Annotated in this window: 13 protein-coding genes; 6 read left to right on the plus strand and 7 right to left on the minus strand. The window is 70.3% G+C overall.

The window, feature by feature from the left end; genetic code table 11:
• Positions 1-95 precede the first annotated feature (95 nt).
• On the plus strand, positions 96-1,679 hold the full coding sequence (locus FBZ87_RS22545; RefSeq protein WP_145612842.1) for a hypothetical protein: 1,584 nt from the start codon (positions 96-98) through the stop codon (positions 1,677-1,679).
• A 4-nt stretch (positions 1,680-1,683) separates the two neighbouring features.
• On the opposite strand, the gene FBZ87_RS22550 is transcribed toward FBZ87_RS22545, so the two are convergent.
• Complete coding sequence (locus FBZ87_RS22550) at positions 1,684-2,544, minus strand: protein-methionine-sulfoxide reductase heme-binding subunit MsrQ (RefSeq protein ID WP_145612843.1); 861 nt, start codon at positions 2,542-2,544, stop codon at positions 1,684-1,686.
• The gene (locus tag FBZ87_RS29330) at positions 2,541-2,711 is read right to left on the minus strand and encodes a hypothetical protein (RefSeq protein ID WP_186454917.1); all 171 of its coding nucleotides are present in this window, start codon (positions 2,709-2,711) and stop codon (positions 2,541-2,543) included. Before FBZ87_RS29330 ends, FBZ87_RS22550 begins: the two co-directional genes overlap by 4 nt.
• Before the next feature lie 76 nt (positions 2,712-2,787).
• On the opposite strand from FBZ87_RS29330, the gene FBZ87_RS22555 reads away from it, so the two are divergent.
• From FBZ87_RS22555 to FBZ87_RS29500, 4 genes are all read left to right on the plus strand, one after another.
• Positions 2,788-3,249, plus strand: a complete 462-nt coding sequence (locus tag FBZ87_RS22555) for a hypothetical protein (protein ID WP_145612844.1) — start codon at positions 2,788-2,790, stop codon at positions 3,247-3,249.
• A gap of 260 nt (positions 3,250-3,509) precedes the next feature.
• Positions 3,510-3,752, plus strand: a complete 243-nt coding sequence (locus FBZ87_RS22560) for a hypothetical protein (protein WP_145612845.1) — start codon at positions 3,510-3,512, stop codon at positions 3,750-3,752.
• A gap of 8 nt (positions 3,753-3,760) precedes the next feature.
• Entirely contained in the window at positions 3,761-4,492 is a 732-nt protein-coding gene (locus FBZ87_RS22565) for a response regulator transcription factor (RefSeq protein ID WP_211107091.1), read from the plus strand.
• Between the two features lie 852 nt (positions 4,493-5,344).
• The gene (locus FBZ87_RS29500) at positions 5,345-6,088 is read left to right on the plus strand and encodes a sensor histidine kinase (RefSeq protein ID WP_211107093.1); all 744 of its coding nucleotides are present in this window, start codon (positions 5,345-5,347) and stop codon (positions 6,086-6,088) included.
• A 1-nt stretch (position 6,089) separates the two neighbouring features.
• Here FBZ87_RS29500 and FBZ87_RS22575 read toward each other — a convergent pair whose 3' ends face one another.
• The 4 genes from FBZ87_RS22575 to FBZ87_RS22595 all read right to left on the minus strand — a co-directional run bounded on the left by FBZ87_RS22575 (position 6,090) and on the right by FBZ87_RS22595 (position 9,932).
• Complete coding sequence (locus FBZ87_RS22575) at positions 6,090-7,310, minus strand: YbfB/YjiJ family MFS transporter (protein ID WP_186454918.1); 1,221 nt, start codon at positions 7,308-7,310, stop codon at positions 6,090-6,092.
• A gap of 44 nt (positions 7,311-7,354) precedes the next feature.
• Complete coding sequence (locus FBZ87_RS22585; RefSeq protein ID WP_145612846.1) at positions 7,355-8,062, minus strand: glutathione binding-like protein; 708 nt, start codon at positions 8,060-8,062, stop codon at positions 7,355-7,357.
• Positions 8,063-8,112: 50 nt separating this feature from the next.
• Entirely contained in the window at positions 8,113-8,694 is a 582-nt protein-coding gene (locus FBZ87_RS22590) for a TetR/AcrR family transcriptional regulator (protein WP_145612847.1), read from the minus strand.
• 167 nt (positions 8,695-8,861) lie between these two features.
• Entirely contained in the window at positions 8,862-9,932 is a 1,071-nt protein-coding gene (locus FBZ87_RS22595; RefSeq protein WP_211107095.1) for a dipeptidase, read from the minus strand.
• A 347-nt stretch (positions 9,933-10,279) separates the two neighbouring features.
• Here FBZ87_RS22595 and FBZ87_RS22600 point away from each other — a divergent pair, with 347 nt between their 5' ends.
• A complete protein-coding gene (locus FBZ87_RS22600; RefSeq protein ID WP_186454919.1) occupies positions 10,280-12,010 on the plus strand; it encodes a saccharopine dehydrogenase family protein in 1,731 nt (576 codons plus the stop codon).
• Here FBZ87_RS22600 and FBZ87_RS22605 read toward each other — a convergent pair whose 3' ends face one another.
• On the minus strand, positions 12,011-12,862 hold the full coding sequence (locus FBZ87_RS22605) for a LysR substrate-binding domain-containing protein (RefSeq protein ID WP_186454920.1): 852 nt from the start codon (positions 12,860-12,862) through the stop codon (positions 12,011-12,013). It lies immediately after the preceding gene.
• Positions 12,863-13,017 lie beyond the last annotated feature (155 nt).

Raw genomic sequence — 13,017 nt, forward strand, 5'->3', positions numbered from 1 at the left:
TCCGCAGGCCATAATGGATGCCGTTGGCGCATGGGCTATGGGGTTGGAAGCATGGGGTTGAGCACGGCTTGCCGCGGCGGCCTTCGGGGCAGGGCATGACCCCGGCGGAAGACGATCGTGCCCGCACGCTGACCGACTTGGTGGACCGGCTATCGCCCGAGGCCGCGCGCAAACTGTTCGAAGAGGTCGATTCCAGCCCGGACCAAAGCCGGGCGATGGTGCGCCGCGCCCTGATCCACAAGCTGAACGCCCAGCGCCAGGCCCACGCCCGGCGCCAGTTCACCCAGCTGTTTGAACCTTTCCTGACCAGCGACCCCTGGCTGCTTCGCGAAGAGTTCCACTGTCCCGGCAGCATCCACCCGCTGGACGTGGGCGGCCTGTGGTCCGCCCTGGCCGCCAAGCCGCTGGCGCCGCTGAGCCGCTCGGTGGATGAGACCCTGTCGGCCCTGGCCCAGGAACAGCCGCTGTTCGTCGTGCTGCGCACGCCCAAGGCCCTGGCCCTGCGTGAGGAACTGCGCGTGGCCGCCGCCGCGCGGCTGTCACAGACCCTGCAGGACAAGGCCGCCACCAAGGATTTGCTGGAGGCGATGAACGCCTGGCGCCGGACGGAGGCGACGCGCAAGAACCTTGGGGTGGTGCCCCGCCCCCTGATGCTGGCCGACCTGTCGCTGCTGTACATGCTGCTGGAGAACGGCGGCCCCTATTCCCGCCTGGTCATGGGCCTGAACGGCAATGATGACAACGGCGGAGCCGACGGGGCGGCGGCCGTGCTGTCCTTCCAAGCGCCAGGCGTACCGGCGGCCCAGGCCAACCAGCTGACCCTGCTGATGCCCCTGGTGCTGCTGAACCGCCACCGCGCCTACCGGCAGATGAGCGGCTATCTGGTGCAGGGTCCCACCGACTGGCAGCCGGTGCTGCTGTCGGCCCTGGTGCGCCACCTGGCCCGCACCTGCCAGGTCCTGGCCGACGAGCTGGGCGCCCTGGCCGGCGCCGGCGAGGTGGCCCGCCGCCCGCTGGTCGTCGCCTCGGAACGGCGCGAGCTGCTGGAGCGGGAGCTGGTCTACCTGGACGACCTGCTGACCCTGTTCGACGAGTTCGACCTGCTGCGCGACGGCCGCGAGGCCAGCCTGGCCCACGGCACCCTGGACACCATGATCAAAAAGGTGGAGGGCGCGCTGTACCCCTACCTGTCCATGCGCGTGTCGGTCACGGCTCATGCCAAAGGCCGGATGGCGCTGGACCATGCCGCGCTGGCTTGGGCGCTGGGCTACACCATGCGCTGGCGCAACACCCTGACGCGCAGCCTGCACTGGGGCACCCGCTACAGCGACTTCCGCGAGCGGCTGGTGGAGGATCTGACGGACGCCTACCGCGCCGCCTTCTCCCGCACCGAGGCGGGCGACAGCCGGGAGCGGCTGGGCCAGGCGGTGCGCGCGGCGGAGCTGTCGCAGGCTGTGGGTGCTGATTTGCGCGAAAGCATGACCCTGCTGGACCAGGGGCTGGTGCAGACGGCCACCGACCGCCTGCGCGACGCCACCCCCATGACCGGCGCCGAGATGGCCCTGATCACCACCCTGCTGGTCAAGGCGCAGAATGAACTGCGCCGGACCAAGCACTGGCGCGACGCCAACCTGGTGAACCTCGTCACCCTGGCCGAGGGGCGCGGACTGAAAGGTTGAGTCCTTACGCCCGCGCCAGCCGGCGCGCGCGCTGCTTCAGGTCGCCTACCACGGATGCCAGGGTCAGGCCCAGGCCGCCGGCCAGGACATACCAGGCGGGGCGGATGCCCGCATCCCAGTCGAAGCTGAGGTTGGCCTCCAGCACCAGATCCGGCGGCAGGTGGCGCACAGCCCAGAAGCCCAACGCCTCCACCCCCGCCGTGCCAAGGGCCGCCAGGACGCTGAGCCCCAGCAGCACGGGGACCGAGCGGGCCCGCCCATCGGGCAGCACGCGGTTCAGCAGGCGGTAGGCCAGCAGCCAGGCCAGCCAGCCGGCCATCAGGGTGGGCACCGTCACGTCGGCCTTTTCCTGCAGGAAATAATGGACCAGGCCCAGGATGGCGATGGGATAGACCAGGGCGTGCAGCCGGCGCCAGCGCGGGCCGCCCAGCCGCTTGATCATGCCATCGGTGGAGGTGATGCCCAGCGCCACCAGGCCCAGCAGCGCCACGAAGCCGATGGTGAGGTAGACGCGGCGCGCGATCTCGGACGCGATGTGCAGGAGGTCCAGCGACTGGTCGGCGGCGTAGCCGCCCAGGTGGACCACGGCGTAGAGGCAGGCGGCCACGCCGATGCGCCGCCGCACGGTCATCACCGCCGGCCAGCGGGCGATGCGTGCCAGCGGGGTCACCAGCAGCGACAGCAGCAGGAAGCGGAAGGTCCACACGCCCACCTCATGGATGAAGGCGTTGTAGGGCCGGGGACCCAATTGCCCCATGATGGCGTCATAGCCGATGAGGGCCATGGGCAGGCACAAGCCCGCCAGCACCAGGGTCATCAGCCAGGAGTAGCGGCCGGCCCGGTCCTGCCACAGGCGCCAGTTCATGCCTTGCCCCCGGCGAAACTACTGCGATATGCAATACCTTTTGCAAAACTGACGGCAAAAACGCCGGACATTTCTGTTGCATAACGCATTATCTTCGCCTTTTCAGAGGGATAAACCGAACCATCATCCCTAATTAATTCCTTATTTACCTTACCGCGCGCGGCCATCCGCCGCACCTGGCCCGGTCCTTGCGTTAACCATTGCCAAAACGGGCTTCAAGCCCACTGGAACCGAGGACCATTCATGACCCGCCTGCTGACAGCCCTGATCCTGGGCTGCCTGGCATGGACCGCCGCCACCGCGCCGGCCCGCGCCGCCACCGCCAAGAACACCATCGGCCTGAAGGCCACCGTCGTCACCGCCTGCACCGTGGACGTCACCGACCTGGGTGTCGCCCTGGATGTGGTGGGCGGCGAGACCAAGCGCCAGGTGGGCAGCGTGGTTGAAAACTGCAACGATGCCAAGGGCTACACCATCACGGTCAACTCCGCCAACAATGGCAAGCTGCAGTCGGGCAAGAACACGGTTACCTTCACCACCCTCTACGACGGCACCACCGGCAACGGCAGCGGCAGCGTCTCCGTCACCCGGTCCAAGGCCACCTTCGCCAAGACGGCCGCCGTGGCCGTCACCATCGCCGGCAACGCCAAGACCATCGCCGGCAACTACACGGATACCCTGACCATCACCATCAAGGCGAAGTGACACGGCGCCAGGCGGCCGCCTGCACAGAATCTGCACAAAAGACGCTGGATATCTGCTGACCGGCGCCCGCAGGGCTGCACGGTCGCGTCGCATAACGGCGGCATGACACCCGCCGGAACCCCACCCCTGACTCCCGCCCCCGCTCCCCTGCCGCCGTGCGTCCTGCGCGACGGCTGGTGGCTGGCGGCGAACCCGCGCCCGGGATCCTGGGGGCCGACGGCCGTCATCCTGCCCTTCAAGACCAGGAAGACCCCGGCCCCATGACCGATATCACCCCCGTCACGACCGCCGGTGCTGCGCCCGGCGGCGACGCCCCCGGCTTGCCTGTCGCCGGCTTGGCGACGCTGGCGAGCCATTTGTTTCATGACGCGCCGCTGGGCATCGCCCCGCCGGCCTTCCTGACCACCCACGCCGACTGGCGCAGCTGGACCGCGCGCGACCAAGGCTTGCGGGACTATCTGGCCGCCCATCCAGATGGTATCGATCAGACGAGCCAACCATGATGGGCATCATGCACCGCATCCTTGTCGTCGATGACGATCCCCATATCCGCGACGTCCTGTGCTTCGCCCTGGAGAAGGCCGGCATGGCGGCGGAGTGGGCCGGCAACGGCGTGGACGCCCTGGACCTGGCCACCCGAAACCCACCCAGCCTGGTGGTGCTGGACGTGGGCATGCCAGAGATGGACGGGCTGGAGGTCTGCCGCCGCCTGCGCCGCGCCTCCGACGTGCCCATCCTGTTCCTGTCCGCCCGGGATGAGGAGATTGACCGCGTGCTGGGGCTGGAGATGGGCGGCGACGATTACGTCACCAAGCCCTTCAGCCCGCGTGAGCTGGTGGCGCGCGTCAACGTCATCCTGCGCCGGGCCCGGGGCCCCGCCCCGGCGGTGGCACCGCCGCAAGAGGACGCCCCTCCCCTGACGCCCGCTCCCATAGTCAGGGGCGCCCTGGTGCTGGACAGCGCCGGCCACCGCGCCACCGTGGCGGGGCGTGAGCTGGGCCTGACGGCGCGCGAATTCATGATGGTGAAGACCCTGGCCAGCCGGCCGGCGGTGGTGTTCAGCCGCAACCAGCTGATGGACGCAGCATATCCCGACAACATCCACGTCTCCGACCGCACCATCGACAGCCATGTGCGCAACATCCGCGCCAAGTTCCAGGCGGCGGGGTGCGAGGACGCGGTGGAAACGGTGCACGGGGTGGGCTTCCGCCTGGGCGCCTGCACCACGGGCACGGCGCCGTGACGCCCCTGCGCGTCCGCGCCAAATGGCGCCCGTCGCTGGGCATGATCGTGGTGGCGGTGCTGCTGGCGGTCGCCGCACTGCCCCTGGCCGGGCTGTTCTTTTTTCGCCTGTATGAGAACCAGCTGGTGCGCCAGACGGAGGCGGAGCTGATCGCCCAGGCCAGCGTGCTGGCCGCCGCCTACGCCGACGCGGTGGAGCGGCTGGACCCGCCGCCGGCCCTGTCGCCCACCCCCCTCACATCCCTGGCACCAGAGGAGCGGTTCCATCCCATCGAGCCGGCGCTGGACCTGACCAGTGATGACGTGCTGGGCGCCCGGCCGGCGGCCGTGCCGGCCACCGCCGCCGTGGACCCTGCCCTGCAGGCCATCGGGTCCAAAATCTACGCCATCACCCAGCGGGCGCAGGACCAGATGCTGGCCGGCGTGCGGGTGCTGGACTTCAACGGCACCATCCTGGCGGGGGCGGAGGAGGTGGGCCTGTCCCTGGCCGACGTGCCGGAGGTGGCGGGCGCCCTGGCCGGGCAATACCACGCGACCTTGCGCGTCCGCCGGTCGCAGCATGAGCCGCCGCCGCTCTATTCCATGAGCCGGGGGACGGGCGTGCGGGTGTTCGTAGCCCTGCCCGTCATCGCCCATACCCAAAACGGGGACCGTGTGGCAGGCGTCATCTACGCCTCGCGCACGCCCAACAACATCTTCCGCCACCTGTATGGGGAACGGCGGAAGGTGGCCCTGGCCGGCGGCTGCATCCTGGCCGTCATCCTGATCATCGCCTTCGTCTTTTCCCGCACCATCACCCGGCCCATCCACCAGCTGGTGCGCCAGACGCGGGAACTGGGCACCCGCGGCCTGGATGAAGGGCCGGCCCGACGCGCCGCACTACGGTACCCGGGAAATCGCCCTGCTGTCGCAAAGCTTCCACGACATGGCGCAGCGCCTGTCCGACCGGTCGCGCTACATCACCACCTTCGCCGCCCATGTCAGCCACGAGCTGAAGTCGCCCCTGACCGGCATCCAGGGGGCGGCGGAGCTGCTGCACGACGACATGGACGGCGAGGCGGCCATGGACGTCAGCCAGCGCCGGCGCTTCCTGGGCAACATCCTGGCCGACACCCGCCGCCTGACGGCCCTGGTGCAGCGGCTGCGCGACCTGGCCCAGGCGGACAATCCGGTACGCGGCGGACGCACCAGCCTGGCCGCCGTCTGGCCCGAGCTGGCGGCCCAGTTCCCAGGCCTGGCGCTGACCGCCGGCGGGGAGGACGCCGCCGTCGCCATGTCGGCGGAGAACGTGATGATCCTGTTCGGCCACCTGGCGGACAACGCCGGCCGCCACGGCGCCACCGCGCTGGACATCACCGTCGCCTTCCGCGACTGGGCGGTGGTGGTCACCGTGGCCGACAACGGCCACGGCATCTCCCCCGCCAACCGCGACCGGGTGTTCGACGCCTTCTTCACCACACGGCGGGACAGCGGCGGCACCGGCATGGGCCTGCACATCGTGCAATCCCTCCTGCGCTCGCACGGGGGCGACATCCGCCTGGGCGACGCGTCGGAAGGCGGCGGGGCGGTGTTTGAGGTGACCCTGCCCCGGGCTTGAGTCATTTTCGCCCACCCAGCGCCGCTGCGGTATCCGCGACAAGGGCCACCACCAGGGCGACCGCGCCACAGAGGAAGATCAGGGCGTAATCCTGGCCGCTGTGGTTGAACAGGTAGGAATAGCCGTAGCCGGCCAGCGCCTGGAACAGGGCGAAGGCGGTCGTGGCGCGGCTCCACGCCGCCTGCTGCAGCTTATGGCTGTGGGGCAGCAGTTCGCGGATTCGACCCAGGACCAGGGGCACGATGCCGGTTGTGAAAAGGCCCAGGACGATGGTGGCCATGGCGAGGGCGATGGGGTGGCCGCTCACGGCCAGCAGGGCCACGGCCGCCGCTTGCGCGGCCAGCGACAGGCGGTAAGCCGCTCCAGCCCCGATACGGTCAGCCAGCGGACCGCTGGCCAGGGGACCGGCGATGGCCGCCACGCCGTACAACACCCAGTAGAGCGCACCGACATCCGCGCCCCGGCCCAGACCGCGCGCGACATAGTCGACCAGCAGCACCATGACCGGCACCAGGCCCAGGGCGTTCAGGGCGTATTCGGCGTAGAGCACGCGCAGGATGCCGCCGGTGCGCCCACCCGCCGCCTCAGCCGCTGTCGCGACGGGGGCGGGCAGGTCACTCGCCGGCCAGCCGAACCAGCTGACGGCCGTCAGCAGCAGCGCCAGGCCGCCCAGTCCCATCCAGGCCTGCACCAGCCCAAGGCGCAGCAGGGCCGGCACCACGGTGCCCGACGCGGCGATACCCAGGCCCAGGCCGACGAAGATGATGCCGCTGACCAGCCCGCGCCTGGCCGGCGGGATGTGCGGCAGGATGGATGTTGCCACTAGCACCATGATGGCGCCGCCGGCCAGTCCGGACAGGAAGCGCCAGACGAAGAACCAGCCGACTGACAGGGGAAAGGCGCAGGCGAAGAAGGCGACGGTGACCGCCAGCATCATCAGGCGCAGGGTCCAGCGGCTGGTCAGGGCCGCCGCCAGGGGCCGGCCCAGCAGCGCCCCCGCCAGGTAGCCTGCGAAGTTGGCCGCCCCCAGGGTCACCACGTCGCCGGCCGCGAACCAGCGGGCGGCGATCAGCGGCGGAATCAGGGGCGTGTAGGCGAAGCGCGCCAGGCCCACGGCGACCAAGCTGCCGCTGAGCCCGGCGATGGCGGCCATCCAGGACGCGGCGGACAAGCCGGGGGCGTTCCGGGGGACGGCGCCGTCCCCGGTGGTGGAGGTGGACATGGGATGAACTGCCTTTGCTGCGGCCGGCCTTGAACGGCCGAGCCTTATTTGATGGTGGGTGAGTTATTGGCCGTCTGGCCGAACAGGATCTTCTTCCCCTCCTCCGTCACCGTGGGGCGGTTGCGCAGGGGCTCGCCCTTGGCATAGGCGCGGATGGTGGCGGGGCGGGCGGCCACGGCCTCGAACCAGCGCTTCAGGTCGGGGAAGTCGTCCAGGTTCTGCTGCTGGCGCTGCCACGGGACGATCCAGGGATAGATCGCCATGTCGGCGATGGAATAGTCGTCGCCCGCCACGAAGGTCCGCCCCGCCAGGCGGCGGTTCAGCACGCCGTACAGGCGGTTGGTCTCATTGACATAGCGGGTCATGGCATAAGGGATGCGTTCCGGCGCGTACTGCACGAAGTGGTGGTTCTGCCCGGCCATGGGCCCCAGGCCGCCCATCTGCCAGAACAGCCATTCCGTCACGGTCTTGCGGCCGCGCACGTCGGCGGGGATGAAGCGGCCGGTCTTGTCCGCCAGGTACAGCAGGATGGCGCCGCTTTCGAACACGGTGATGGCCTCGCCGCCGTCAGCCGACGCGGTATCGATGATGGCCGGCATGCGGTTGTTGGGGGAGAACGCCAGGAAGTCCGGTTTGAACTGGTCACCGGCGCTGATGTCCACCGGGTGGATGGTGTAGTCCAGCCCCGCCTCTTCCAGGAACAGGGTGATCTTGTGGCCATTGGGGGTGGGCCAGTAGTAGAGCTCGATCATCGGATACCTCGCGGGACGGGCGAATGTTGGGGTTCTCGGGGGGGCCACTCTCAGGGGTCCAGCAGGGCCAGGGCCGGGCGGGCCATACCCTCCAGCTGGTCACGGTCGGCGTGCAGGCGCGCCATGACGCGCATGGCCACCACCACGCTCAGGAACAGCTGGGACAAGTCTTCCGCCGGCTGGGCGGGCGATATGGTGCCGTCGGCCTGGCCCGCACGCAGGTGGCGCAGGAAAAAGGCGCGGATTTCACCCAGGCCGCCGGCCACCTCCTCGCGGATGTCCGGGTCTTGGGCCGTGACGTCCAGCGCGGCGTTGATCAGCATGCAGCCCCGCCGCTGCGGATCGCCCAGGGAGCGTTCGACGACATCGGCCAGGTAGCCGGCCACCGCCTGGCGTGGCGGCAACTGGTCCAGCCGGGCGATGCGCTGGCTCAGCGTCCCGCTCAGATACTGGTCCAGCGCCTTCATGAACAGGCCGCGCTTGTCGCCGAAGGCGTTGTAAAAGCTGGCCGTGGTCAGCCCCATGCGCGCCGCCAGATCCCGGGTGCTGGCCGCGCCATAGCCCTGGGACCAGAACCCGTCGACGGCGGCCTGCAGCGCCGTCACCTCATCAAACTCACGCGGCCGCGCCATGGCGGTCCCTCCCCGAATCCGGAAAGAACCGCCCAATGCCCATGCGGGGCGGTTCTGTATCGCTCGCTCCAGTTAAATTAGAGCACTCGATACAGAACACAAGCCCCATCGCGTGAAAATCATTATGTCGTGGAATGGATGACGGGGGCGCCAATGAGTTGGTGCCCTCACGCTCCCCAAATGTCCCGCGCGAAACGCAGGACGTTGGCACCCAGGATCTTGTCGATGCGGGCGCGCTTGTGCCCGCGCTTGGCCAGCAGGTCGGCCAGGTGGGTGAACTGGCCGGGGCCGCGCATGTCGGCCACGAAGGGATAGGTGTCCTCGGACTCGCCCGTGGCGCTGATGCCAGCGGCGCGGCGCTGCCGGATCTCCTCGCGCAGCACGGCGCGGTATCGGTCCAGGTCGTCGATGCCGGTGACGTCGCCGTCGGTGCCGATGGCCACGTGGTCCTCGCCGCAGACGTTCAGGGCGTGTTCGATATGGCGCACCACGTCCTCGGCCTTGGCGTGGCCGTCCGGCGTCAGGAAGGGCATGAAGTAGATGCCGACCACGCCGCCGCCCTGGGCCACGCCGCGCAGCTCCGCATCCGTCTTGTTGCGCGGCAGGTCGCACACGGCGCGGCAGCCGGTGTGGCTGATGGTGATGGGGCCCTTGGCCACGGCCAGGGCGTCCAGGCAGGTCTTCTCGCCACTGTGCGACAGATCGACCATGACCCGGGCGGCCTGCAACCGCTCCACCGCCTGGCGGCCGAAATCGGTCAGGCCGGTGTTGGGTGCCATGGAACCGGCGCCCAGCGGGTTGGCGGGGTTGTAGGTCAGCTGGATGATGCGCACGCCAAGATCGGCGAACAGATCCACCCGGTCGAGGTCATTGCCCAGCTGCACCGCGTTCTGAAAACCGTAGATGACGCCCAACTGGCCCTGGGCCTGCGCCGCGACGATGTCGGCAGCGGTGTACACCTTGCGCAGCGCGCCGGGATGCTGGCGGATAAGCCCGTCCCAGCGGCCGATGTCGCGCACCGTGAACTCGAACGGGTCCATAGGGCCGGAGACGTAGCCCAGCGTCAGGTTCACCGCCGTCAGGCCGGACTGGCGCACATCGGCCAGGGCGCGGGCGTCCACCTTGGCCTGCGGCGTGTCCGGCAGCCGGGCCGCCGCCGACTGCGGGTCCAGCGCGGCATCCACCTCGATGTTGGGGTTGGAGAAGCCGCCCAGGAAATTGATGACAGGCGCACGCATGGGGGTCTCCGCGACAAGCTTACCGGCAAGGGTTCCGGCAGAGGCGTCGGGGGCGCGACTGCGCGCCCGTACCGGGCCGGCGGCCAGCCCGCCGCCCAAGCTCGCCATTGCCCCCGCCAGCACGGCGCGGCGATCCATCATCATCATCCGGTCCCCATTTCCCACCGGGCGCCCGCCCTGCCGCCGGGTCGCCACCCTCACGATTGCGCAAAGCCTGGGAAAAAGGAAGGACGGCGTGACCCCTTTCACAGCACACCACTCCGCCGCCCGGCCACCGTTTGTCATCGGCGCCAGACTGTGCCTTGATGACGGACGCCGCCTGCGGCCACCGGAAGGGAGGTGCACGAATGTCCAAACCGGCCCTGCGGGTCCTGATCATCGGCGGCTACGGCACCTTCGGCGGCCGAATCGCCACCCTGCTGGCGGATGAGCCGGGCCTGACCCTGGTCATCGCCGGCCGATCGGCGGGCAAGGCCGCCGCCTTTTGCGCGGCCCTGGGGCGGGCGCGCGGCGCCACCCGGCTGTCGGCCCTGGCCTTCGACCGCGACGGCGACCTGACGCCCCAACTGTCGGCCGCCGCGCCCGACCTGGTGATTGATGCCACCGGCCCCTTCCAGGTCTACGGCGACGCGCCCTACCGCGTAGTGCAGGCCTGCCTGGACCTGGGCCTGCCCTATTTGGACCTGGCGGACGGCGCCGACTTCGTCATGGGCATCCAGGCCTTTGACGGGGCCGCCCGCGCGCGCGGCATTCCCGTGCTGTCGGGGGTCAGCAGCTTCCCCGTGCTGACGGCGGCGGCGGCGCGCCATCTGACCCAGGGCTGGACGGCGGTGACGGGCCTCATGGCCGGGGTCGCCCCCTCCCCCTACGCCGTGGTGGGCGCCAACGTGCTGCGCGCCATCGCCAGCTATGCCGGGCGGCCCGTGCCCCTGATGCGCGACGGCGCCTGGACCCAGGGCCAGGCCATGACGGAGGTGCGGCGCCGCACCATCGCCCCGCCGGGCGTGCTGCCCCTGCGCAACACCCGCTTCGCCCTGGTGGAGGTGCCGGACCTGCGGGTGCTGCCGCCCCTGTGGCCGGGCTTGCGCGACATCTGGGTGGGGGCCGGCACGCGGCCGGAAAGCGTGCACCGGGTCATGACCACGCTGGCCTGGCTGGTGCGGCTGAGGATACTGCCCAGCCTGCTGCCTCTGGCGCCCCTGTTCCACTGGGGCGCCGGTATCTTCCGCTGGGGGGAACATCGCGGCGGCATGGTCGTCGAGGTCACGGGCCGCGACGCCCAGGACCAGCCCGCCAGCCGGTCCTGGCACATGGTGGCGGAGGGGGACGACGGTCCCTACATTCCCGCCATGCCGGCCGCTGCCCTGGTGCGCCGTTGGTTGGCGGGATCACCCCCGCCCCCGGGCGCCCGCGCCGCCGTCACCGACCTGGAATTGGCGGACTATCAGCCCCTGTTCGCCCCCCGCGAGATCCACACCGGCGTGCGCGATACCTCCGGACCGGAGGCGGCCCTGTTCGCCCAGGTGATGGGGCGCGAGGCCTGGGATCGGCAACCCGCCGCCTGGCGCGCCCTTCATACCCTGCCGGCCGATGGACCGGCCACCTGGCGCGGCCGCGCCGCCGTCACCCGGGGGCGGAGCCCGCTGGCCGGCCTGGCCGCGCTGGTGGTGGGCTTTCCGCCCAGCGGCACCGACGTGCCCGTTACCGTCACCCTGAGCCGCACCGCAGGGGACGGCGAGCTGTGGGCGCGCGACTTCGCCGGCCGCCGCTTTGCCAGCCGGCAAAGCCTGGGCCGGGGCCGCAACGAGCATCTGGTGGTGGAGAGCTTCGACCCCGCCGCCTTCGCCATGGCCCTGGTGGCCGACGCCGACGGCGTGACCCTGGTCTTGCGCCGCTGGACCCTGTTCGGCCTGCCCCTGCCCCTGTGGCTGGCACCGCGCAGCGACGCCGCCGAGACGGTGGCGCCCGCGCCGGGCGGCGACCGCTTCCACTTCGACGTCCGCCTCAGCCACCCGCTGGCCGGGCTGATCGTGCATTACCGGGGGTGGCTGGACCGGGGATGGCTGGGGCCCGACTGATCACGCCGCCCCCTGCAACCTCACCGCACTGTCGGTGATGGCCTGCGCCAGGGCCGCCGCCGGGCCGCGCCCCGTGGCGCCGGGGCCGGCCAGGACGAATTCCACATCCACCAGGGGCGGCAGGTGGGGCACCTCCGCCATACCGCTGGGCAGCATGGCGCGGGGCTGAACGGTGACGCCCAGGCCGGCCAACGCTGCGGCGCGCAGGCCGCTGAGACTGCCGCTGACGCAGGCGATGCGCCAGGGACGGCCGTGGCGCTCCAGGCTTTCCAACGCCACGGAGCGGCTGATGCTGGGCGGGGTGTATAGCACCAGGGGCACGGGCTTGGCGGGATCCAGCACCTCCCCCTCCCGCCCCGCCCAGACGAAGCGGTCGCGCCACAGCGGGCGGCCCAGGGTGTCACCCGGCCGGCGCTTGGCCAGCACCAAATCCAGCTCGCCCGCGTCCAGCTTCTGGTAGAGGAAGCCGCTGAGGCCCACGGTCAGCTCCAGGTCCACCGCCGGGTGGCGGCGCACGAAGGCGGCCAGCACGTCGGACAGATGGGAGATGACGAAGTCCTCACCCGCGCCCAGCCGCACCCGGCCGCGCAGGTCGGCGCCAGCGAAGTGCTGCCGCGCCCGTTCCTCCAGCTCCAGCATGCCGCGGGCGAATTCCACCAGCGCCTCGCCATCCGCCGTCAGGCGCACGGTGTGGGTGTCACGCACGAACAGGCGACGGCCCACCGCGTCCTCCAGCCGGCCGATCTGCTGGCTGACTGTGGACTGGCGCAGGCCCAGCCGGCGGCCGGCCTCGGTAAACCCTTGGGCGCGCGCCACTTCCATGAAAGTGCGCAACAGCGTGGTATCCAACATACCCATCCCCGACGACGATACGGCCATTCACGAATATGATTACAATAACAATTGTAAGCAGTCTTCAAGATGGACCGTCCAGCACTTTATGATGGTGCGTCATCTTGTTCCGCCCCTTGCCCCCGCCCCCTCGCCCGTACAAGGTTGTCAGCCCA

The organism is Nitrospirillum amazonense, from assembly GCF_007828035.1.
Taxonomy (GTDB): domain Bacteria; phylum Pseudomonadota; class Alphaproteobacteria; order Azospirillales; family Azospirillaceae; genus Nitrospirillum; species Nitrospirillum amazonense.